This is a genomic window from Holophagales bacterium (assembly GCA_016699405.1).
In the GTDB taxonomy this organism is placed as follows: domain Bacteria; phylum Acidobacteriota; class Thermoanaerobaculia; order Multivoradales; family JAGPDF01; genus JAAYLR01.
In genome coordinates, this window is record CP064972.1 from 4,495,503 (window position 1) to 4,516,790 (window position 21,288).

Genomic DNA, 21,288 nt, shown 5'->3' on the forward strand with positions numbered 1-21,288 from the left:
GGAGCTCAGGCGCCGAGCCAGGCGGCGAGGTGGGCGAAGACCTCGGGATGGTCGAGCAGATCGAGGTGCCCCATCCCCGTGCCGACGAAGCGGTGTGGCTCGGGGATGCCGAGCCGCCGCACCGGGTCGGTGTGGTCGCCGAGAGCGCTCGCCACCGGTACCAGGCCGTCCCCGGCGAGCAGGCGCTCGCGCAGATCGCCCACCTCCCGGCCGAGCGTCGCCGCGACGGCGTGACAGTCGACACCCGGCGGCAAGGCGAGCGGAACCCGTCGATCCCCGCGGCGAGCGTGACGGTCGACGCCGCGCCAGTCCTCGTCGCGCACGTTGCCGTAGCGCAGATCGGTGATGCCGGCGCTGCGCAGCGACCCCAGCCGCGCGAGCGGCGCGGCGTAGGGCGCGCCGCCGAGGAGGATCTGGAACCACTGACCGCCACGCTCGAGCGGCGCCCCATGGTGCGGCGTGCCGAGAAAGACGATGCGGCGCAGGCGCGCGGGCCAGCGATGCCCGGCGAGCGTCGCGGCATGAAAGGCGCTGCGCGCCACGAGACCGCCAAGGCTGTGGCCGAGGATCGTCAGCTCCTCCACCGCCGCCGGCCAGGCCTCGACGAGGCCCTCGAGGAGCGCGCTCGCGGCGTGCCCGTTCGTCGAGACGTGGAGACCGGTGTTGTAGTGCAGATAGATCGGGGTCAGGCCGAGCTCGCGGGAGAGCGCCGCGCCATGGTCGTGCCCGCGTCGGTTCCACTGCAGGTCGCTCATGCAGAGCCCGTGCAGTAGCACGAGCAGGCGGCCGTTCGCTTCGGGAAACGCCGCCGCGAGGGCGTCCCGTTCGAGCGGCACGGCGACCCCGGCCTGCCGGACCTGCATCCGAATCGCCAGCGAATTGCCGCGCGCCGCGAGGGTGTCACCCATCACCCCGTTGAGCGCCGCGACGACGCCCTCGCGTCCCGGCGAGAGCGCCGGCTCGGCGAGCAGCGGCTCGAGGCTCTGGAAGGCCGTCTCGAGACCGCGGCCCACCCGCCGGGTCACCCAGTGGATCGTGCGGTAGACGAGGCCAGCGATCCCGCGCGCTCGCCGGGGGCGCAAGCCCCCCCAGGTGGCGAACGGGGAGGCGATTCCGGCGTATACCGCCTCGACCAGATCGGTGAGCTCCTCCGTCGCGTCGACGGCGAGGCGTGACGCCGCCCGCCAGTCGGAGGGACGAAGAGGCGACGTCGGTGCCATGGCGAACCGGCGCTCAGGGGCGCTTCTGGGCGGCGAGCCAGGTCCAGAGATCGTGCTCGGCGAACGCGGGATCCCACACGCCGTGGCCGACGCCCCAGTAGAGGCGCAGGCGGAAGATCGCCCCCCGATCCCGCAGCTCGCGCGCCAGCCGTCGCGATGCCGCCACCGGCACCACCGGATCCTCGGTCCCGTGGGCGAGCCAGACCGGCAAGGACGCGATCGCCTTGGCGGCCGCGGCGAACGGATCGTGTCGCGTGAAGGTCTCCGAGAATCCGGTGGCCTCCACGACAGCGTACGAGTCGGGCGTGCCCTCGCCGACCACCGGGCTGGCGAACGGGTTGCCGAGGTGGTACGCGGCGCGCTCCGCCTCGGTGAGGTCCTCCCGCCCCGGCACCGTGGGAAATCCACAGACGGAGACCAGCGCCGCGAAGAGCTGCGGATGCCGCGCCGCGATGCGCAACGCCCCATTGCCACCCATCGACATGCCGACCACGGCGAGACGCTTGCGGTCGCCGCCGACCTCGGCGATCGTCGCTTCGAGCTCGGCGAGCGCCACGCGCTCGACCGGCGGGCTCCAGGTCATCCCTTCCGGCGCCTGCGCGAAGACCACCGCGAAGCGAAAGTCCGACGGCGCGCTGGCGATCGCCGGTCCGAGGCCGACGAGCACCGGCTTGAGACCGTCGTCGCCGCGCTCGCCGGAGCCGTGCAGGAAGAGGATCACCGGCCAGCCGCCCGCCGGCCGCTCGCCGAAGGGCACGAAGACCCGGTAGCGGTGCTCGACCCCGTCGAGCGACAGGGTGCGTGCCGGGAAGAGCCGTTCCACGAGCACCGGAGGGATCGGCACGCCGGCGTCGCTCACACCGGGGAGGAGGATCGACATCGCGAGCGCCGCGGCAAGGGCGAGCCCGCGGCGCGACGGTGTGCAGGAGGATCGCATCGGAGAGTCTCCATCGCCCGGGCGAGCGAGACGCCGCTCACGCTGCCGCGACCTCGCGCATGACCCGGGCGAGCGTCGCCGCGAAGCCCTCGACGAAATCGGTGCGGGCGCGCGAACCGACGAGGAACGGGTCCATCACCGTGCAGCGCACCACGCTCAAGCCGCCGGCGCGCAGGTAGTCGTCGTAGGCGAAGCCGAGCGTGGCCAGCATCGGCTCGACCGAGCGCCGGTACTCGCCCGCCCGCAGCACGGTCTTGGTGACGTAGTAGTCGGGCTCGCGTCCACCCTGACGGGCGGCGCCGGCACTCATCGCGTCGTAGATCCCGGTGGCGAAGGCGTTCGCCTCGGCGACCGTCGCGGCGCCGGGCGGCAGCGCGACGAAGCAGACGATGTTCATGTCCGGGTCGGGGAGCGGCACGACGCGGAACGGCGCCCACTTCCCTTCGCGCAGTCGGCGGTGCAGCGCCCGTGCGCCGCGGACGGTGGCGTGCACCAATCTGCCGTGCCCTTCGGCGTCGAGCGGCAAGACCCGATGCGAGAGCCAGACCCCGGCCGCCGCCGCGCCGGGCTTCGAGCCCTCGAAGATGAACTGCCCGAGCTGCCCCCACTCGGATGCCCCGCGGTGGAAGAGGTAGGGCGCCTCCGAGGCGACGAGATCGCGCCCGCGGCGATCGGCGAACAGCACCGCACCCGCCGGGTAGGGCACGAAGCCGAGCTTGTGCGGGTCGATGGTCACCGAGTCGGCCGCTTCCACGGCGCAGAAGGCATGGTAGATGCCCTCCTCCGGCCAGGGCTCGGCCGAGTCGTCGGCGGGCACGCCGGCGAGCGAATCGGCCACCACGTCCTCGTAGGCACGCCGCGCCCCCGAGCGCTCGCGCGTCACCGAGAGGGCGTAGCCGCCCCAGGCGGCGTCGACGTGGATCGGGAAGGCGAGTCCGAGCTCGCGGCCGGCGCGCTCGCGCAGCGCGGCGACCTCGTCGAGACGGTCGAAGGCGCTCTCCTCGGTGGTGCCGAGCACCCCGACCACCGCGACCACCGCCTGGCGCCGCCGGGCGAGCCACTCGAGCGTCTCCCACAGGGCGTGGGTGTCCATGCGGAAACGGCGGTCGACCGGCACGTGGACGAGATGGTCGGCGCCGATGCCGAGGGCGCGGCAGATCTTCGACCAGGAGTAGTGCGCGGTGGCCGGCACCAGCACCACCGCGGGCGGCAGCGCATCCCCGAACTCCAGTGCCAGGCGCCGGCCGTACTCCTGGTAGCCGACGCGCGCCAGCGTGTGCGAAGCGATCGCCTCGCTCGCCTCCTCGACGCTCTCGGCGCCGGCGACGAAGCGCGCCGCGACGTCGAGCGCCGCGCCGGGGGCGAGGTTGAGCAGCCCCCAGAGGTCGAGATCGAGGAGGTTCGTCTCGCGCCCGTCGGGCCGCGCCACCGGCAGCTCGCGCACCCCGAGCTCGTCGGCCGCACCGAAGACGGCAAGCGGCAGGTACTTGACGTTGCGCGCCACCCACAGCGCCTCGAAGTTGGCGACGGTGCCGCCCGAGGTGAGATGACCCCAGTGCCGCTCGCCGTCGAAGCCGACCATCGCGGCGAGCTGCGCGGCGACCTCGAGCTCCATGCGCGTCGTCACCGGCGACGCCTCGGCGGCGACGTTGTTCGGGTTGTAGAGCATCGTCGCGAAGTAGCCGACGAGGCTCGCCAGCGTCAGGTCGGCGCACATGTGGCCGATGTAGCGCGGCGAGAAGAACGGCACGCCCCCCTTGAGCTCGCCGAGCAGGGCCATCAGCTCCTGCGAGAGCAGCGAAGCCGAGCGCTCGAACGCCGGGCTCCGCTTGTCGCTCTCGAGAATCGAAAAGCCGTCCTCGGGATGGACGTTGCGCCGCCAGAAGACGTGATCGCGCAGCGCCTCGAGCAGCAACCGCTCGAGCAGCTCGGCGTTCTCCGCCTTCGGACCGAGAAAGATCGAGCCGAGCTCGAGGGACGGGTCGCGAGGAGGTTCGGCCACGGGAGGTCTCCGGGAGCGCAGTCTAGCCCGACCCGGCGTCTCGGCGTGACCGAGCGCCGCACCGCTGCCGTGCCGCTACCCCCACGCACCCCAGAGAGCAATCGGCCCCCGGAGCAGCACCCCGGGGGCCGATCCCTGCAGGCCGCTCGAATCGAGGGTCGAACTACTCCTTCTTCTTCTCCGCCGGCACCGCCTTGCGGACGCCCTCTTCGACGACGATCGCGCGGTACCAGGAGTCCGGGTAGCGCGGGTGGGTGACGTGACCCTGGGAGTCCTTGACGTTGCCGTCCATGTACTTGACCAGGAGCTGCTCGCCGAGCTTCTTCCAGCGTGCGGTGACCTTCTCGCCGCGCTCGATCGAGTAGCGGGTCAGGTAGTCGCGGGCGAGGCCGGGCGAGCGCTTGTAGAGATCGCCGGCCGCCTCGTCGATCTGCGCCTGCTCGGCGAGGAACGAGCCCTCGAGCTCACGCTGCACCGCCTGGATGTCGACGATCATGTCCGAGTAGCGCGAATAGGCGGTGTTGGCCACCCAGTTGAACACCCAGAAGGCCGAATTCCACGAGAAGGTCTCGAGGTCGGCCACGCCGACGGCGAAGCTCGGCGGCACCTCCTGGATTCCCGCGTACATCGGCGTGTAGACGGTCGAATAGGTGTCGTCGAGACCGAACCAGAGCACGCCGCCGATCGGGTCGGGCAGCCACGAACGGAGCTGCGAGACGAAGGAGAAGCCGGTCTGCTGCGTCGAAACCGCCCGCTCGTGCACGTACTCCTTGTCGTCGACCTTCCAGGTCATCGGCCGCCAGCGGTACGGACAGGCGAACGGCCCGGCGCCGACGCCCTTCGAGAGGTCGAGCTCGGTGCCCTCGAAGTGGTCGCGCATCAGCTCCATCGTGTCGTGAACCGAGATCTTCTTGTCCGGCTTGATCCAGAGCGGAATGCGCTTGTCGAGGTTCGAGCCGTCGATCTGGTCGACCGTCCACTTCTGCGACGGGGCGACGCGGCGGAAGAAGCTCCAGACGCGCGCCTCGCAGAAGCGCGCGCCGCCGAACTCGAGCGGCGCGTAGGTGTCGGAGAAGGAGAACTCGGCGTCCTTGCCCTTGAACCAGCCCTTGTCGCGGGCGAAGGAGATCACGTCCTTGGCGAAGAGGGCGCGCGTCGGGTCGTCCTGCGGGAAGGTGCGGATGCGCGCCTGGTTGGCGTGGCCGGAGACATAGCCGTCCGGGACCTTCACCGCCACCCACAACGCGCCCTTCTGCCCCTCGCCCTTGCCGATCATCTCGAGGATCCACGCCTCGTTCGGGTCGGCGACCGAGAACGACTCGCCGGTCGAGGCGTAGCCGAAGCGCTCGACGAGCGACGTCATCACCTGGATCGCCTCGCGCGCCGTCTTCGCCCGCTCGAGGGCGATGTACATCAGCGAGCCGTAGTCGATGATGCCGGCGGGCTTGGCGAGCTCCTCGCGCCCGCCGAAGGTGGTCTCGCCGACGGAGACCTGGTGCTCGTTCATGTTGCCGACCCGCGTGTAGGTCGTCGACGGCTGCGGGATGCGGCCGAGGAACTTGCCGGTGTCCCACTCGACGATGTCGCGCATCGCTCCGGGGCCGTAGGTGGCGCCCGGGGCGAAGTAGAGCTCGCCATAGAGCTCGTGCGAGTCGGCCGAGTAGGTGATCATCGTCGAGCCGTCGGCCGAGGCTCCCTTGGTGATCAGGTAGTTCGTGCAAGCCGGAGCCGGCGCCGCGAGCAGGGCGGCCAGCAGGGCCGCAGCGGGCACGGCGAGGGCGTTCGAAGCGCGTCGGAGCATGCGTCCTCCCTGAAGTGGAGCGGGGGCCGCGACCCGCGGCGCCCGGAGAATGCTACCGGGAAATCCCGGGACAGGCACCACCTGGCGTCGAAACTGGTGCGCGGCACCTCTTTTCCCCGAGAATGAGGGCCAGTCCCCACTTTCCTCACGGAGGATGCGATGAGCCCGATCAATCGACGCGAGCTGCTGGTGGGCACGGCGGCCCTGGCGGCCGCCCGGCCGCTCGCCGGCGAGGCCCCGGCGGTCGTGGTGCCGAAGCCGGGTCCGGTGGTGGTCGCCTCGGCGAACGGCCACAAGTTCCGCAACGGCGGGCCGCGAACCGCCGTCGAGGAGGCGTTCGCGCAGCTCCTCGCCGGCGAGGATCCGGTGCAGGCGGCGGTGGCGGGGGTGCGGATCAACGAGCTCGACCCGACCGACGAAAGCGTCGGCTTCGGCGGCCTGCCGAACGCCGACGGCGTGGTGCAGCTCGACTCGGCCTGCATGGACGGCAAGCGCAAACGCGCCGGCGGCGTGGCAGCGCTCGAAGGGGTGCGCACGCCGGCGGCGGTGGCGCTCGCCGTGCTGCGCGAGACCGACCACCACCTGCTCGTCGGCGAAGGGGCACAGCGCTTCGCCCGCCAGATCGGCATGCTCGTCGAGCCCGAGCTGACGACCGAGAGCTCGCGCCGCAAGTGGATCGAGTGGAAGCGCAAGATCGACCCCGAGCACTGGCTCGACCCGGCGCGCCGCGAAGCGGCGGCGGAGGCGGCGCGCGCGGCGATGATTGCCGAGGGCAGGGTCGACCCCGACCACGCCTTCGGCACCATTCACCTCTCCGCGCTCTCGCCGCAGGGCGACCTCGGCTGCGTGACGACCACTTCGGGGCTCGCCTGGAAGATCCCGGGCCGCGTGGGCGATTCGCCGATTCTCGGCGCCGGCCTCTACCTCGACAACGAGGTCGGCTCGGCCGGCTCGACCGGGCGCGGCGAGGCCAACCTCTACAACCTGAGCTCGTTCTTCATCGTCGAGGAAATGCGGCGCGGCAGACACCCCAAGGACGCCGCGCTCGCCGCGCTCTCTCGCATTCGCGCCGCGACGATCGAGAAGCGGCTGCTCGACGCCAAGGGGCAACCGAAGTTCAACGTCAGCTTCTACGTCGTCGACCGCAGCGGGCGCACCGCCGGCGCGACGATGTTCCACCAGGTCGGCTCCGGCGTCGCCCAGTGGGCAGTCTGCAACGAACACGGCGCCGAGTTGCGGGAGACCGAGGCGCTCTTCGAGGCGATGGCGCCGGGCTGATGGCGAACGGCCGGCTGCGCGCTCAGCGGGCGGGCTCCAGCCGCCAGAGTCGGCGGAGCCGTCCGAGGACGAGACGCACCGCGAGGGAGTGCCGCGATCGGCGGCGGCCGGCCGCCGCCGGGATCTCCTCGAAGAGCAGGCGACGCCAGATCTCGACGAGGCGGTCGCTGGCGAACTCCCGCGCCCGCTCGCGACCGTGCTCGACCATTGCCCGGAAGAGCCCTGGTTCGTCGCGGAGACGGCGGACCGCGCCGAAGGCCTCTTCGAGCGTCGATGCCTCGAAGTAGTCGAGCTCGCTGCGCCGCAACTCCCGGCAGGCCCACTCGGCCCCGAGAATCGCCGGCACGCCCGCCAACCAGGCGTTGATCAGCTTCGTCGCCGGCTTCGCGGTGTGGAGGCGGCGATCCCGCGGACGGATGGCGAGCAGCACGTCGACGTCGTCGAACCTCGGCCAGCCGAGCATCGTGCAACGGTGGCGGGAGCGGTCGAAGTCGACGGCGTCGAGCGACCATCCGATGCCGAGCTCGGCCAGCCGGGCGGGCCAGGCCTCGCCCCGGAAGGACGCATCGAGGTTGGCGGCGAATCCCTTGTAGGCGACGCTCTCGAGGCGGTCGCCGCGTGCCGGGTCGCGCTTCACCAGCCCGGGTTGCGGCCAGTGCGGAACGGGGAAACGCCATCCGTCGGCAGCGAAACGTCCGTTCTGCAGGATCTCGAAATCGGCGAAGAGCGCCGGTCTCAGATCCCCGCGCACGACGACGAGATGGGCCCTCGCCAGGGCATGGCGCTCGGCGAAGAGCCGGCGTTTGTGCTTGGCGTGGAAGACGATCGCGCCGGAGGTGGGGAGGGTGCCCGTCAGCTCCACCGGCAACCCGGCCCGAGCGAGCCGCAGGTAGGTTTGCAGGATCCAGGCTCGCTCGCCGACCTGAAACTCCTGCGGCTCGGCATCCGGATCGAGGCCCCGCAACCGCGCGAGGTCGCTCTCACCGGGCAGGTAGAATGCGACCGAGCCCGTCACTGCGCCTCGCCCGACGGCAGCTCCGCCTCTCGGGAATGGCTCGGGGAACTCATGCGGACCGTCTACTTCATCCAGAGCCATGACGCTCCCGAGTTGCTCGGACGTCTGGTGGAAAGGCTGCGAGCTCCCCATTCCGGCAACCTCATCATAATCGCCTGGGACGCCTCGCGACGAACCGTTGCTCCTTCCGACCTTCCGCGCGGCGCCGACATCGTGACCCGCCTGGGGACCCAACCGGTTCGACGGGGAGAGCTTTCGTGTCTCACGCCCTACCTCGACGCCTGCCGCTGGCTCGTCGACGAGCGGATCGACTTCGACTGGTTGGTCTACCTCTCCGGCCGGGACTACCCGGTGCGACCGGTCTGGGCCATCGAGCGCGACCTTGCCGCCTCACCCTGCGATGGTGCCATTCGTAGCTGGGACGTCCTGTCAGGTGCCAGCCCCTGGGGGCTGCGGCGAGGTCGACGACGCTACTTCTATCGCTACCGCAGCCTCTCCTCCGGCTGGCGCTGGCCGCTCAAGCTCCTCAAGCCGCTGCTCCGTCTCGCCGGATTCGAGCTGTCGTTCGTCTACGGAGTGCACCTCGGCACTCCGGCGCGTCCATCCCTGTTCGCCAAGGGGTTCGCCTGCTACGGCGGCTACCAGTGGCACAACCTGAGGCGCGCGGCCGTCGAAGCGCTGGTCGAGGCCACCCGGCCCGGCCAGCCGATCCTCGAGTACTTCCGTCACACCCTGGTGCCCGACGAAGCCCTGGTGCAGACCGTTCTCGTCAACTCCGGCGCCTTCCGCCTGCAGGACGACTCGCGACGCTTCGCCGACACGCACGAGCGCCCGGGCGGCCACGCGCGCTTCCTCGAGATGGCCGACGCACCCCAGCTGACGAACGGGTGCTACGACTTCGCGCGCCGCTTCGACGCGACGATCAGTCGCGAGCTGCTCGACTGGCTGGACGCCGAGGTGCACGACCGACGGCCGATGCCGGTGCGCTCGAGCTGACCCGCCGTTCGGGCGGCGGCGCGGCAGAGCGGCTCTGCCCGCACCCTCCACCCCGCCGCCGGCGGAGCTCGGACGAGGGCGCCGGCAAGGGTCGCGCTACGAACCGGCCCCCGGCGGTGGCACCCGCTCTGCCGGCAGGGCACGATAGAGCGACCAGGAACCCCGCTGCGCGAGCTGCTCGACGCGCCCGTCGGCGCCGAAGAGCGCGCGCGGCAGGATCGGCTCGCCGGCGTGCACCAGGAAGAGTCCGAACTGGCCACGCACGCCTTCCCAGCGCAGGCGCGCGGCCTGCCACTCGAATCCCGCCGGCAGCCGCGGCTCCGTCTCGGGACGAAAGCGCAGCGCGGTGGTGAACGCCGAGGCGAACGACACGGCGCTCACGCCACACCGCCCGACGGTGTAGCGCGCCCCCGAGTGCAGGTAGACGGGCGCGATCGACTGCGCGCTGTCGCGATCGAGCGGCAGGTAGAGCAGGCGCTCGCGCTGCGGCGCTGCGGCGAGCACCTCGTCGAGGCCGGCACTCTCGGAAGCGAAGGCGGCGATGCGCATCGCGTTGGCGAGGAGCAGCAGGGCGACGGCGATCGGCAGGGCGGCACGGCGCCACCCTCGCGATCCCTCCCCCGGCGCCGGCGCCACGGCGATCAGCAGGCATGGGATCAGCAGGATCAGCATCCGCATGTAGAGATTGGCCGTCCCCATCAGGTAGTTCGGCGTGAACGCGTAGACGGCGAGCGTCGCGCCGAGCGGCGCCCAGCGCTCGGGAGCGCGAGCGAGCTTCGCCCCGGCGAGCCGGAAGGCGAGGGCAAGCAGGAGGACGAAGGCGATCGCCAGCGCGCTGTCGGCCAGGCCGGTGAGCAGGCGCGGGAGCTCGGCGAACCGCCGCGCCACCGGCGCGCCGTACTTGAGCCCGTCGCGCGTCGCTGGCTCCCAGCGCTGCAACACCGTGAGCCAGCCCGCCGCGAGGCCAGCCGGCACGAGGAGCGGCGCGAGCCGCCGCACCGCGGCGGCGAAGCCGATCTCCGGCACGACGAGCAGGCCGAGCGCGCCGGCGAGGAAGAACCCGCACCCTGCCGCGACGGCATGCCCGGCGAAGGTCACGAGCCCGACCGCTGCGAGCCCCGCCGCGAGCGCGATCGACGGCCGTCGCAATTGGCGCACCGCGAGCCAGCCGAGCAGCAGGGCCAAGGGAGCGGCCACCAGGAAGGTGAAGAAGCCCCAGTCGAAGTTGGCGCCGAAGACGGCCGCGAACGAGACGACGCTCCAGCGCTCGTCGCGACCGAGCTCGCGCAGCAACAAGCGCAGAGCGAGCGGCAGGGTCAGCAACCCGACGAGCAGCACCAGTCGCAACGCCAGCTCCACCGGCAGGACGAAGGCCAAGAGCGTCGCCGGCAGATAGCCGAGCCAATACGGGGTGAGCCAGTTGACGCGGTAGATCGCGCCGTACTCGCAGCGGCCGAGCGCCAGGTCGTGCAGGCCGGCCACCTGCGCGGCGTGCTGCGGCCAGTCGACCATCGGCAGGTCGGCCGGGAGCAGGACCGTGCCGGCGACGAGCAAAGCCAGCAGGAGCTCGGCCCACCCGCCTCCGCGCGACTCCGAGGTCGACATCGCGGGAGACTCTAGCAGCCCCCTGCATGGCCGCCGGCCCGATCGTAGTAGCGTCCGTCGGAGAGAGTGGAGCCGAGCATCGTGGACCGCGCATCGAGAGTCGGGACTGCCGGGCAGCGGACGCCGAGGGCCCGCGGCCGCGCCGGGTTCACCCTCGTCGAGGCACTCGTCGCCCTGCTGCTCGCCTCCGTCCTGCTGCTCGGCGGACTGGCGATCCAGGGCGCCGAACGGCGAGCGGCCCGCCGGCGCGTCGCCCACATCGCCGCCGAGCGGGCGCTCGCCAATGCCTACGAATCGCTGCGTGGCGGCCTGGTGCCACTGGCGAGCGGAGAGCTGGTGGCGCCGACGCTCGGTTTCACCGGGACCCTCGCGCTCGAAGTCACCGCCGAGCCCCAGCCCGCCCTCTATCGCCTCGACCTCGTCGCGATCTACGACGCCGACGGCGTGCCGTCCCGGCGCACGCTCGAAGCGCTCCTCTACCGGCCATGAACCCGCCGACGCCACGCACTCGCCGAAGCGCTCGCCGCCGTGAGCGCGGCTTCACGCTGCTCGAGCTGACCGTGGCGAGCGCCTTGATGCTGCTCGCGCTCGCCGTCGCCACCGGCGCGCTCGTCGCCGCCGGACGCCTCTTCGCGCTCGCTCCGGCGAGCCTGCGGGGCGGCGAGCCGGAGCTCGCCGAGCGGCTGCTGCGCGCCGATCTTGCCGCCGGCGCTCCGCTGGCCGGGGGCGGACTGCCGAGCGACGCTCTGATGCTCGAACGCGACGGACTCGAGGTCGTCTGGGAGCTCGACGGCAACCGGCTGCGTCGCAGCGCGACCCCGCCCGGCTCGCCCCCCGCCGAGGGACGCCTCATCCTCGACGGCGTTCTCCTTTTCCAGTGGCAGGCCCTCCCGGAACGCACGGTCGTCGTGCGCCTCGTCCGCCGGACGCCGGCGCCGCTCACCGCCGCACACCTGACGACGCCCGGCTGGTATCGCAGCGGCTTCGGGCTCGAGGCGATCGAGGTCGTCGTATCCCAGCGGAGGGACGGATGAACGCGCGGCGGCGCGACGGCTTCGCCCTCGTGGTCGTGCTCGTCGTCCTGGTGGTCGTCGAATCGGCGGCGCTGCTGCTCGCGGTGGCCCACACGCGGGCGACCGCACTCCATCTCGACACGGTGCGTCGCCTGCGCCTGCTGGCGCTCGCCGATTCCGCCGCCGACGCGACACTCGCCCGCCTGGCGGTCGACCCCGACGCCGCCGGGCTCGAGCCCACCGATTTCGGCGGCGGGACGATCGCCAGCTCCGTCGAATGGGTCGACGAGCATCAGCGTCGCATCACCGTGGAGGCACGCCTCGGCGACGGCGAACGACGCGTCGAGCTCGTCGTCGATGTCGCGGGCGGCGCACCCCGTGTCGTCGCCTGGAAACCGCTCGGTGTGGCCCCGGCGATATGATCGCCGCATCATGTCCGCGAAGCGTTCGCCGAGCCCCCCGGTCGGGCCTGACACGGGATCCGGCGTTCACTCCGAAGTCGGGAGGCCGGCGCCCCTCGGTCTCGCCGACCTGTGCGATCCGCAGGACCCGGTCACCTGCCTGCTCGCCGCGACGCAGGAGCTCAACGCCGCCGACGACCTGACCTCGGGGCTGCGCCGCGTCGCCGAGATCGTCGCCCGCTACGTCCGCTACAAGAGCCTCGGTGTGCTGCTGCTCGACGAGCTCGGCCGCGAGCTGCGCTTCGCCGTGGCGATCGGCTATCCGCCCGAAGTCGTCGAGCATTGGCGGTTCGGGCTGGGACAGGGGGTGATCGGCACGGCCGCGGCCAGCGGCCGACCGGTCCGGGTCGACGACGTGCGGACCGACCCGCGCTATATCGACGCCGGCGAGAAGATCGTCGCCGAGCTGGCGCTGCCGCTCGTCGCCAAGGGACGCACCGTCGGCGTCCTGACGCTCGGCAGCGAGGAGGCCGGCGCCTTCTCCGCCGCGCACGAACGGCTGCTCTCTTTCCTCGCCGGACACTTGGCCAGCGCCATCGAGACGGCCCAGCTCTACCAGAACACACGCGAGCAGGCACGCACCCTCTCTCTCCTGCACGAGATCAGCCGCGAGCTCAACTCGCTGCTCGACCGCCGCCAGCTCCTCGAGCGGGTCGGCGTGGCGATCCGCCGGCTGATCGACTACGACCTCTTCTCGGTGCTCCTGTGGAACGAACAGCGCCGGATCCTCGAGCCCTGGCTCTCGGTGGCGCGCGAGGACGGCGCCACCGTCGAGCTGCCGTCGGTGGCGCTCGGCGTCGGCCTCTGCGGCACGGCAGCGGCGTTGCGCCAGCCGCTGCGCGTGGCCAACGTTCACGTCGACCCGCGCTACGTGCGCGGTGCCGCCGGCTTCGACGTGCGCTCCGAGCTCGTGGTGCCGCTGGTCTACAAAGACCGGCTGCTCGGCGTGCTCGACCTCGAGAGCCTCGCCTACGACGCCTTCACGGCGCAGCACGAGCAGCTCCTCGCGACGCTCGCCGGAGCGCTCGCCGTGTCGCTCGAGAACGCCCGGCTCTACGAGCAGTTGCAGGAAGAGGAGCGGCGAATCCGCGAGGACCTCGCCACCGCCCGGCAGATTCAGCGCCAGCTCCTGCCGAAGACGACGCCCTGGGTGCCCGGGCTGCAGATCGGCGTGGCGTTCGAGCCGGCGCGCGACCTCGGCGGCGACTTCTACGACTTCCTCGACACCGGCGACGGTGCCGTCGCCTTCGCCGTCGGCGACGTCTCGGGCAAGGCGACCGCCGCGGCGCTCTACGGCTCCTTCGCCGTCGGGCTGCTGCGCGAGCACTACGCGCAGCTGCGGCCGAGCCCCGGCCGCATGCTCACGGGGCTCAACGACAAGCTGCGCCTGCTCGGCATCGACAACCGCTTCCTGGCGATGATCTACGCCGTCTACGAGTCGGTGAGCAAGCGGCTGGTGCTCGCCAATTCCGGCCTGCCGCTCCCCTACCTGGTGCGCGGCGGCGTGGTGACGCGACTGGCGACCGTCGGCACGCCGCTCGGCCTGCTCGCCGGCCGGCGCTACGAGGAGCTCGAGCTGCGGCTCGAGGTCGGCGATGTCGTCGTGCTGGCCACCGACGGCATCGAGGAGAGCCACGACGCCAAGGGACGCGAGCTCGGCGGCGACCGCGTCGCGACCGAGCTCGCCGCACTCGCCGCCGCCGGCGCACGGGACATCGCCCACGCCGTCCTCGACCTCGGTCGCCGCCACACCGGCCCGGCCGAGGCCTCGGACGACCGCACGGTGCTGGCGCTGAAGCTCCTCGCCTGAGAGGTGCCAGCCACTTCTCGCAAGATCGCAGCGGCGAAAGTCGTCCTAGGAGGCATGGGACGACGACTCCGTTACATTCCCCCAGGCGGCGCCATGGTCGAGGTGACCAGCCGCGCGATCCACTCACGGTACCTGCTGCGTCCATCTCCCCTTCTGCGGGAGCTCACGCTCGGCATTCTCGGGCGTGCCCAGCGCCTCTACCCGGTGACCCTCCACGGGTTCGTGTTCCTTTCGACCCACTACCACCTGCTACTGACCGTCGACGATGCCCGGCAACTTGCCCGCTTCGTCGGCTACTTGAACTCCAACCTCGCGCGCGAGGTCGGCCGGCTCCACCATTGGCCTGAACGACTCTGGGGCCGACGATACGAGGCGATCGTCGTCAGCAACGAGGAGGAAGCCCAGGTCGGGCGACTGCACTACTTGCTCCAGCAGGGCTGCAAAGAGGGGCTGATCGGCGATCCGCGCGATTGGCCCGGCGCCACCAGTGTCCCCGCGATGCTCGACGGTGGCCAGCTGACCGGTACCTGGTTCGACCGCACCGCCGAGTGGAGAGCGAATCGAGATCGTAGCCATCGGAGGACGTTCCCTCAGCAGGAGCGAGTCGTCCTTCATCCACTGCCCGCCTGGAGCGAGGTGCCCGAGGCGGCCTACCGGCAACGGATCCGCGACTTGGTCGACGCCATTCGGGCCGACACGACAGCCCGAGCGAAAGCGAGCCGCCGTCCGCCCCTCGGCGTCGCCACCGTGCTTCGGCTGAATCCGCACCAGGTCGCAGCGAGCAGCACCCGATCGCCGGCACCTCTGGTGCACACGGCGAGCCGCGATGCGTTCCTTGCCTTTCGCCGGGCCTTCGGCTGCTTCGTGGCCGCCTACCGCGGTGCTTCCGCGGCGTTGCGCTCAGACCCCACCGCCTGGACATTTCCCTCCGGCTGTTTCCCTCCCGCCCATCCTTTCGTCCCTGCGGCAACCGGCTGAGCCGTCGGAATCGGCCACAACTGATCCGGGGGCACGACAGCTCTCGAAAAGCCGTCCTTCCGGAGGATTTCCCGATCCTCCTCGGTAAGTCGCCGGCTGAGACCAGAAAAGCCCCCTCCGTGAGGAGTTTCGGTGCTGGGAACACCCTCCGATCGACCGCAACCGAGCGCCGTCATTCGCTCCCGATGCGGCTTCGATCACTCCGATCTCCCTCGGTGAGGAGAAGCGCCTGGCACCTTGGGGCGGGCACCTCGGGGCGGACGGGCGAAACCCGGAGGTCGCTCGAGGAGTACAACAGGCGAGAGCCCCGATTCCGCCCATGACCGCCGCCCGCGCCCACGATGCACCACCGATCCTGCTGGTCGAGGCCGACCCTTCGGCTGCCCGGAGCTTCGCCCGAGCCTTCTCGGACCAGGGCATCTTCCTCCGCCTCGCGGACGACGCCGTCGGGGTCCTTGCGACGCTTGCTCGCGAACCGTTCGCCCTGGTCGTTCAGGATCTCGGCCGGCTGACGGCCGGTCACTCGGCCAACGGGCGAATCGAGCTGTTTCGCGCCATTCGCCGGATTCGCCCTCAATTGCCGATCCTCCTGCTCGCCTCCTGGAGTGCCAACGACCTCGCGGCTCAACTGCTCGGCGAGGGCGCCGTCGACTACCTGTCGATGCCCTGCAACGAAGATCGTCTCGCGTCGACCGCTCTCCGGCTCCTCCTTGCGCTCGACCGCAGCCCCCTGGCTGCCGCCCGCGCGGACCTCGCCGCCCGTGTCGACCTCTGCGGCGCCGCCTACGGAACCCCGAGCTTTCACCAACTCGTGCTGTCCGCCGTGCGAGCCGCCCCATTCCATACCCCGGTGCTGATCACCGGGGCGCGCGGCAGCGGGCGCAGCCACCTCGCCCGGATCGTCCAGGCAAACTCGCCGCGGCGTGGACTGCCCTTTCTGCGCATCGAGGGCGCCACCCTCACGGTCGATCAGATCGCTGGCTGGCGTCGCAGCGAGCGCCCCGTTCGAGGAGCGCCAGCGGTCGATCGCGCCGATCCCCCCCGGGGCGGCGGCACGGTGCTCGTCGAAAATGTCCACGAGCTCACACCGGCTGCCCAGGCGGCGCTTCTGGACTTCCTGCGGGGGGGCGATGCGGCCCGTGGAGAACGCGGAATCGACCCGGACGTCGATGTGCGCCTGATCGCGACCGCCTCCGAGAACCTGCAACTAGCGGTGCGCAGCGCGACCTTCTCGCGGGCGCTCCACCGGCAGCTGGCCGAAATCGAGCTCGTGGTCCCGCCGCTCAGCGAACGTCCTGCCGACACCGTGGCGCTGGCGCGCAGCTTCCTCGCCGATCTGCCGGCCCGACATGGCGCGGCGTGGAGCCTCGACGAGGGGGCGGAGCGGGCCTTGGCACACGCCCGCTGGCCGGACGGTAGCCGCGGACTGAAGCAGGCTGTGATGCGGGCGGGGGAGATCTCAGAGTCCCCCAACCTGACCGCCGCAGCGTTCGGCTTGATGGCACCGGCAAAGCTCACCCACGACGGCGAGAATCGCCTGGCACCTCTCCGGGCACCTCTCCGAGCGGAGCCAGCGGCCACACACGAGAATCGCCTGGCACCTTACGAGGAGGGGGAGGAGCGTCGGCGACTCGAAGAGGCCCTCGCTCGCCACGGCGGCATCGTCTCCCGTGCAGCCGAGTCCCTCGGTCTCAGCCGCCAGTCCTTCTACCGCCGACTCCAGCGGCACGGGCTGTCGGCCCCCTCCACTTCGTCGCCCAACCCCTGAATCCCGCGGCTCTCGCGACCCGCCTCGTCGGCCGGATCGTTGCCCCGGCGCTTCGTGGAACCGGAGCCCCGTTCTCACGTATTGGAACCCCAGGAGGTTCGACGATGAGCACCACCCCTCGCCCCCTGCGCCGTTCCCGCAACCACCGCATGATCGCCGGAGTCATCGGCGGTCTCGCCGCCTTCTTCGGACTCGATCCGACCACGCTCCGCGTCGTCTACGTGATCGGCTCGATCCTCTCCGCCGCCTTTCCCGGGATCCTCGTCTACCTGCTCCTCTGGCTCGTCATGCCGCTCGACGAGCCCGTCGCCGGATGAGAATCGTCCCCGGCAACTCGACCTGAGACCCTCCGGTTGGCGGCGCGAGTAGACTCTCCGCCGCCATCCGCCCTTCGGAGGCCTCATGGCCGAACGCAGTCCGTTTCCCCGAGTCTTCTGGGTCGCCAACCTCGTCGAGGTGCTGGAGCGCTTCGCCTACTACGGCATCTACTTCAGCTTCGGCATCTACATGACCTCGCTGGGCTACTCGCGCGCCCAGCTCGGCGGCGTGCAGACCATCTTCCTCCTGCTCTCCTATTGCGTGCCGCTCTTCTCCGGCGCGCTCGCCGACCGCTACGGCTTCAAGCGGATGCTCGTCGTCTCCTACCTTGCCTACCTGCCGTCGATCCTGCTGCTCATCCTGACCCGCTCCTTCTCCGGGATCGCTCTCACCATGCTGTCGATCGGCCTCGCCGCCGGGATGTTCAAGCCGCTGGTCTCGGGCACGGTGCGCGCGGTCACCGACTCGACCAACAACACGCTCGGCTTCGGCATCTTCTACGCGATGGTCAACACCGGCGCCTCGCTCGGCCCGGTGGTGATGGGCAACCTGCGCGCCATCTCCTGGGACTACGCCTTCTACGCCGCAGCGGTCTCGATCGGCTGCATGCTGGCGATCACCCTGCTCTTCTACAAGGAGCCCGAGCGCGCCCCGGCCACGGGCACACTTGGGGAGAAGCTGCGCGAGATCGGCACGGCGCTCGCGGACCGCAAGTTCGTGCTCTTCCTCGTCCTGCTCGGCGTCGGCTTCTGGATCCCCTTCTGGGGCTTCTTCAACCTGCTGGCGCTCTACGTCGACAGCAATCTCGACACCGCCCGCCTCTACCAGGAGCTGCGCGGCCTGCTCGGCGAAGGGATTGCCGGATTCCTGTCGCGCGACGACCATGGCACGCGACGCATCCTCGGCGAGACCATCTCGCACACCGGCTTCGTCATCATGGTGTTGCAGATCGCCGTCTCGAAGGCCAGCGAGCGCTTCCGGCCGATCCCTTCCTTCCTTTTCGGTCTACTGGTGATGGCCGCGAGCTTCGTCGTCCTCGGCCTCGCCGCCTCGGTCGCCACACCGCTCGTCTTCCTCGGCATCGTCCTCTTCGCGGTCGGCGAGATGATCGCCTCGCCACGCATCCAGGAGTACATCGGCCGCATCGCCCCGCGAGAGAAGGCGGGGCTCTACATGGGCTCGAACTTCCTCGCCGTCGGCATCGGCTCGTTCTCCGGCGTCCTCTACACGCCGCTCTACGGCCGCTTCGCCGACGCCGGCCACCCAGGGCACGTCTGGTACGTGCTCTGCGGGCACATGCTGCTCTCCTTCGTCGCGCTCTGGCTCTTCCAGCGCCTGGCGGGTGGCTTCGCGCAGCAGGAACGGTAGGCGGCGCCGACGCCTCGGGTTCGTGCGAACATGCGATCGGGAAGGAGGCATCGTCCGTGGACTCGCTCCTCCGCACCACCTTGCTCAAGCTCGCCGTGCCCGCCGCGGCGATCGCGATCGCGCTCGTGGTTTCACGCCTGCGAGGGATCTCCTGGCGTGAGAATCTGGGGTTCCGGATCCCGTCGGCCAGGGCGACTCTCGGCTGGCTGGCGATCTGGGCCGGCTGGATCGCCGCCGGCGAGCTGCTCATCCGCGCCCTCGACCTCGATCAGGCGAAGGCCTGGCCGGAATATCCGCCGCTCGTCGTCGGGCTGCGGATCCTCGCGATCGGCCTGGTCGGCCCGGTGGCCGAGGAGCTCGTCATGCGCGGCCTGGTGCTCGACCGCCTGCGGCGTACCGCTCTCGGAGCGGCCGGGGCGATCGGCGTGGTCGCCGTCTTCTGGGCACTGCTGCACTGGAGCTACGGACCCGGGACGCTGGCGCTGATCGCGGCCGACGGGATCCTCCTCGGCATCGCGCGCCATCGCACCGGCTCGCTCTGGGTGCCGATCGGCATGCATGTGCTCGGCAACCTGTTCTCGATCGGCCAGTCCCTTGGCCTCTGGTGAGCGACGCCGAGCGGCGCCGAGCGGCCCCCGGGAGAGGAACGATGCGCACGAGCTCAACGCTCCACCGGCGTGACCACGAGCCCCCGCCCGTGGTCGGCGAGCGCGGCTGGCGCTACCACCATCTCGGCTTGCCGACGGCCGTTCCACGGCCCGACGAGGTCCACCTGCCGGCCTACGGCTTGCACGTCTCGGGCTTCCCGACGAGCCCGTTCGGCATCGAGTGGATGCGCTGGGACGAAGACAGCCCGGTCCCCGAGATCGTGCGCACGATCCCGCATCTGGCCTTCGAGGTCGACGATCTCGACGCCGAGCTCGCCGGGTTCGAGATCCTCATGCCGCCGGGCTCGCCGTCGAACGGCGTGCGCTCCGCGATGATCCTCGCCGACGGCGCGCCGGTCGAGCTGATCGAGTTCCGCCCGGTGCCCGATCGCACCTAGCCGCGACGTTCGACCGTTACAATCTGCCGAGGCCGCGGCTCGCCGCGCCCGAGGCAGCAACCGTGACCGCGCCGACCCGGAGGACCTGATGGCCGACATTCGCCTGTTCCGCGACTTCCCCAAGACCTTCTGGGTCGCCAACGTCATGGAGCTGTTCGAGCGGGGCGCCTACTACGGCCTCAACTCGGTGCTGGCGATCTACTTGACGAGGTCGGTCGCCGAGGGTGGCCTCGGCTTCGGCGAACAGGCGGTCGGTTTCCTGCAGAGCATCGTCTACGCGGCGACCTACGTGCTGCCGATCCTCGGTGGAGCGCTCGCCGACCGCTATGGTTACCGGCGGATGCTGCTCGTCGCCTTCTCGCTGCTCGCCACCGGCTACTTCGCCGCCGGTTACTGCTCGAGCTACGCGCTGGTCTTTCTTTCGCTGCTGGTGATGGCGACCGGCTCGGGCCTGTTCAAGCCGATCATCAGCGGCACCATCGCGCGCACCACCGACGAGCGCACCTCGGCGTTCGGCTTCGGCGTCTACTACTGGATGATCAACGTCGGCGCCTTCGCCGCGCCGCTCGTCGTCAGCCTGCTCAAGGGATTCTCCTGGCAGTACGTCTTCACCGCCTCGGCGGCCTACACCGGGCTCATGCTGCTGCCGACGCTCTTCGTCTTCCGCGACCCGCCGCGGCCGCAGAGCACCAAGTCGCTGCGCGACACCCTGATGGGCGCCGCCGAGGTGCTCGGCGACGCGCGCTTCATGTTGATGATCGTCGTCTACTCCGGCTTCTGGGTGCTCTACTTCCAGAACTTCGGCTCGGTGCTCTGGTACCTGCGCGACTTCGTCGACACGGCGCCGGTCGACGCGGCGGTCAACTCGCTGCTCGCCGCCCTCGGCCTGACCTGGAAGTTCCGCTTCGACGCCGAGCACGTGACGGTGATCAACGCCGGCATCATCATCCTGTTGCAGGTGCTGGTCAGTCGCCTCGTCAAGGAGCGGCCGGCACTCGCCACCATGGTCACCGGCATGGCGCTCGGTGCGGTCGGGTTCCTCTGCCTCGCCGCTTCGCGCAACGCCTGGATGCTGATCCTCGGCGTCGCCGTCTTCTCGCTCGGCGAGATGACCGCCCACCCGAAGTACTACAGCTTCGTCGGCCTGGTCGCTCCGCCCGAACGCAAGGCGGTGTACATGGGCTACGCCTTCCTCTACGGGGTCTTCGGCTCGCTGCTCGGCTCGAGCCTCGGCGGGGCGCTCTACGAGTGGATGCTCAAGCCGTGGGTCGGGGTGAGCGGCGGGGAGGGCCGCACCAGCCTCTTCTGGTTCCTCTTCGCGGTACTCGACCTGCTGGCCATGGCCGGCTTGATCCTCTACTCCCGCCGCTTCGGCGCCGACACCACCGCGACCCGCGCGGCGGCCCAGAAGGCGATGGTCTTCGTCTACGGACTGATCGGAGCGCTCGGCGCCTTCTTCCTCTACCAGGGTCTCGCCGCCGAGCCGGTCCAGTGGCGCAAGGTCGTCCAGGCCACGATCTTCCTGCTGCTGGGAGCCGGCGGCCTGACGATGAACCACCGGGGTCGTTCGCGCGCCGACCGACCGGCGGCATGAGGTCCGTCGACGGCGCCGCAGGCCGCCGTCGGCCCACTCGGTCGCCGGCACCGGGGAGCGCTCGTGCCGCTATACTGCG

At 70.9% G+C, this 21,288-nt stretch carries 19 protein-coding genes; 13 read left to right on the forward strand and 6 right to left on the reverse strand.

Going from position 1 to position 21,288, the window contains the following annotated elements; translation table 11 throughout:
- Nucleotides 1–5: 5 nt before the first annotated feature.
- From IPJ17_18550 to IPJ17_18565, 4 genes are all read right to left on the reverse strand, one after another.
- On the reverse strand, nucleotides 6–1,220 hold the full coding sequence (locus tag IPJ17_18550; protein ID QQR73458.1) for an alpha/beta hydrolase: 1,215 nt from the start codon (nucleotides 1,218–1,220) through the stop codon (nucleotides 6–8).
- A 13-nt stretch (nucleotides 1,221–1,233) separates the two neighbouring features.
- Nucleotides 1,234–2,157: a prolyl oligopeptidase family serine peptidase gene (locus IPJ17_18555; protein ID QQR73459.1), complete on the reverse strand. Its 924-nt coding sequence runs from the start codon at nucleotides 2,155–2,157 to the stop codon at nucleotides 1,234–1,236.
- Nucleotides 2,158–2,194: 37 nt separating this feature from the next.
- Entirely contained in the window at nucleotides 2,195–4,159 is a 1,965-nt protein-coding gene (locus IPJ17_18560; GenBank protein QQR73460.1) for a decarboxylase, read from the reverse strand.
- A 163-nt stretch (nucleotides 4,160–4,322) separates the two neighbouring features.
- The gene (locus IPJ17_18565) at nucleotides 4,323–5,960 is read right to left on the reverse strand and encodes a C69 family dipeptidase (GenBank protein ID QQR73461.1); all 1,638 of its coding nucleotides are present in this window, start codon (nucleotides 5,958–5,960) and stop codon (nucleotides 4,323–4,325) included.
- Nucleotides 5,961–6,119: 159 nt separating this feature from the next.
- On the opposite strand from IPJ17_18565, the gene IPJ17_18570 reads away from it, so the two are divergent.
- Nucleotides 6,120–7,238 (forward strand): N(4)-(beta-N-acetylglucosaminyl)-L-asparaginase, encoded by a 1,119-nt coding sequence (locus tag IPJ17_18570; GenBank protein ID QQR73462.1) that lies wholly within the window; start codon nucleotides 6,120–6,122, stop codon nucleotides 7,236–7,238.
- A 22-nt stretch (nucleotides 7,239–7,260) separates the two neighbouring features.
- Here the strand turns inward: IPJ17_18570 and IPJ17_18575 are convergent, their stop codons facing one another.
- Nucleotides 7,261–8,253 (reverse strand): hypothetical protein, encoded by a 993-nt coding sequence (locus tag IPJ17_18575; protein QQR73463.1) that lies wholly within the window; start codon nucleotides 8,251–8,253, stop codon nucleotides 7,261–7,263.
- 51 nt (nucleotides 8,254–8,304) lie between these two features.
- Between IPJ17_18575 and IPJ17_18580 the strand changes: the two genes are divergently transcribed.
- The gene (locus IPJ17_18580) at nucleotides 8,305–9,249 is read left to right on the forward strand and encodes a hypothetical protein (GenBank protein ID QQR73464.1); all 945 of its coding nucleotides are present in this window, start codon (nucleotides 8,305–8,307) and stop codon (nucleotides 9,247–9,249) included.
- Between the two features lie 96 nt (nucleotides 9,250–9,345).
- Here the strand turns inward: IPJ17_18580 and IPJ17_18585 are convergent, their stop codons facing one another.
- Nucleotides 9,346–10,854 carry a hypothetical protein gene (locus tag IPJ17_18585; protein QQR73465.1) on the reverse strand — a complete coding sequence of 503 codons (1,509 nt, stop codon included), beginning with the start codon at nucleotides 10,852–10,854 and terminating at the stop codon, nucleotides 9,346–9,348.
- 81 nt (nucleotides 10,855–10,935) lie between these two features.
- Between IPJ17_18585 and IPJ17_18590 the strand changes: the two genes are divergently transcribed.
- From IPJ17_18590 to IPJ17_18640, 11 genes are all read left to right on the forward strand, one after another.
- Complete coding sequence (locus IPJ17_18590; GenBank protein ID QQR73466.1) at nucleotides 10,936–11,343, forward strand: prepilin-type N-terminal cleavage/methylation domain-containing protein; 408 nt, start codon at nucleotides 10,936–10,938, stop codon at nucleotides 11,341–11,343.
- Nucleotides 11,340–11,888 (forward strand): prepilin-type N-terminal cleavage/methylation domain-containing protein, encoded by a 549-nt coding sequence (locus IPJ17_18595; protein ID QQR73467.1) that lies wholly within the window; start codon nucleotides 11,340–11,342, stop codon nucleotides 11,886–11,888. Before IPJ17_18590 ends, IPJ17_18595 begins: the two co-directional genes overlap by 4 nt.
- Complete coding sequence (locus IPJ17_18600) at nucleotides 11,885–12,289, forward strand: hypothetical protein (GenBank protein QQR73468.1); 405 nt, start codon at nucleotides 11,885–11,887, stop codon at nucleotides 12,287–12,289. Before IPJ17_18595 ends, IPJ17_18600 begins: the two co-directional genes overlap by 4 nt.
- Before the next feature lie 10 nt (nucleotides 12,290–12,299).
- A complete protein-coding gene (locus IPJ17_18605; protein QQR73469.1) occupies nucleotides 12,300–14,138 on the forward strand; it encodes a GAF domain-containing protein in 1,839 nt (612 codons plus the stop codon).
- 54 nt (nucleotides 14,139–14,192) lie between these two features.
- On the forward strand, nucleotides 14,193–15,116 hold the full coding sequence (locus IPJ17_18610; protein QQR73470.1) for a transposase: 924 nt from the start codon (nucleotides 14,193–14,195) through the stop codon (nucleotides 15,114–15,116).
- A 319-nt stretch (nucleotides 15,117–15,435) separates the two neighbouring features.
- A complete protein-coding gene (locus IPJ17_18615) occupies nucleotides 15,436–16,884 on the forward strand; it encodes a sigma-54-dependent Fis family transcriptional regulator (GenBank protein ID QQR73471.1) in 1,449 nt (482 codons plus the stop codon).
- A 104-nt stretch (nucleotides 16,885–16,988) separates the two neighbouring features.
- The gene (locus tag IPJ17_18620; GenBank protein QQR73472.1) at nucleotides 16,989–17,201 is read left to right on the forward strand and encodes a PspC domain-containing protein; all 213 of its coding nucleotides are present in this window, start codon (nucleotides 16,989–16,991) and stop codon (nucleotides 17,199–17,201) included.
- 85 nt (nucleotides 17,202–17,286) lie between these two features.
- A complete protein-coding gene (locus tag IPJ17_18625) occupies nucleotides 17,287–18,570 on the forward strand; it encodes an MFS transporter (GenBank protein ID QQR73473.1) in 1,284 nt (427 codons plus the stop codon).
- Between the two features lie 56 nt (nucleotides 18,571–18,626).
- On the forward strand, nucleotides 18,627–19,178 hold the full coding sequence (locus tag IPJ17_18630) for a CPBP family intramembrane metalloprotease (protein ID QQR73474.1): 552 nt from the start codon (nucleotides 18,627–18,629) through the stop codon (nucleotides 19,176–19,178).
- A 41-nt stretch (nucleotides 19,179–19,219) separates the two neighbouring features.
- Nucleotides 19,220–19,615 carry a hypothetical protein gene (locus IPJ17_18635; GenBank protein ID QQR73475.1) on the forward strand — a complete coding sequence of 132 codons (396 nt, stop codon included), beginning with the start codon at nucleotides 19,220–19,222 and terminating at the stop codon, nucleotides 19,613–19,615.
- A gap of 88 nt (nucleotides 19,616–19,703) precedes the next feature.
- Nucleotides 19,704–21,209: an MFS transporter gene (locus IPJ17_18640; GenBank protein ID QQR73476.1), complete on the forward strand. Its 1,506-nt coding sequence runs from the start codon at nucleotides 19,704–19,706 to the stop codon at nucleotides 21,207–21,209.
- Nucleotides 21,210–21,288: the final 79 nt, after the last annotated feature.

Coding starts and splice junctions, on each gene's coding strand:
- IPJ17_18550 (QQR73458.1), bottom strand. CDS start 1,220: ATGGCACCGACGTCGCCTCTTCGTCCCTCCGACTGGCGGGCGGCGTCA.
- IPJ17_18555 (QQR73459.1), bottom strand. CDS start 2,157: ATGCGATCCTCCTGCACACCGTCGCGCCGCGGGCTCGCCCTTGCCGCG.
- IPJ17_18565 (QQR73461.1), bottom strand. CDS start 5,960: ATGCTCCGACGCGCTTCGAACGCCCTCGCCGTGCCCGCTGCGGCCCTG.
- IPJ17_18570 (QQR73462.1), top strand. CDS start 6,120: ATGAGCCCGATCAATCGACGCGAGCTGCTGGTGGGCACGGCGGCCCTG.
- IPJ17_18580 (QQR73464.1), top strand. CDS start 8,305: ATGCGGACCGTCTACTTCATCCAGAGCCATGACGCTCCCGAGTTGCTC.
- IPJ17_18585 (QQR73465.1), bottom strand. CDS start 10,854: ATGTCGACCTCGGAGTCGCGCGGAGGCGGGTGGGCCGAGCTCCTGCTG.
- IPJ17_18595 (QQR73467.1), top strand. CDS start 11,340: ATGAACCCGCCGACGCCACGCACTCGCCGAAGCGCTCGCCGCCGTGAG.
- IPJ17_18600 (QQR73468.1), top strand. CDS start 11,885: ATGAACGCGCGGCGGCGCGACGGCTTCGCCCTCGTGGTCGTGCTCGTC.
- IPJ17_18605 (QQR73469.1), top strand. CDS start 12,300: ATGTCCGCGAAGCGTTCGCCGAGCCCCCCGGTCGGGCCTGACACGGGA.
- IPJ17_18610 (QQR73470.1), top strand. CDS start 14,193: ATGGGACGACGACTCCGTTACATTCCCCCAGGCGGCGCCATGGTCGAG.
- IPJ17_18615 (QQR73471.1), top strand. CDS start 15,436: ATGACCGCCGCCCGCGCCCACGATGCACCACCGATCCTGCTGGTCGAG.
- IPJ17_18620 (QQR73472.1), top strand. CDS start 16,989: ATGAGCACCACCCCTCGCCCCCTGCGCCGTTCCCGCAACCACCGCATG.
- IPJ17_18625 (QQR73473.1), top strand. CDS start 17,287: ATGGCCGAACGCAGTCCGTTTCCCCGAGTCTTCTGGGTCGCCAACCTC.
- IPJ17_18635 (QQR73475.1), top strand. CDS start 19,220: ATGCGCACGAGCTCAACGCTCCACCGGCGTGACCACGAGCCCCCGCCC.
- IPJ17_18640 (QQR73476.1), top strand. CDS start 19,704: ATGGCCGACATTCGCCTGTTCCGCGACTTCCCCAAGACCTTCTGGGTC.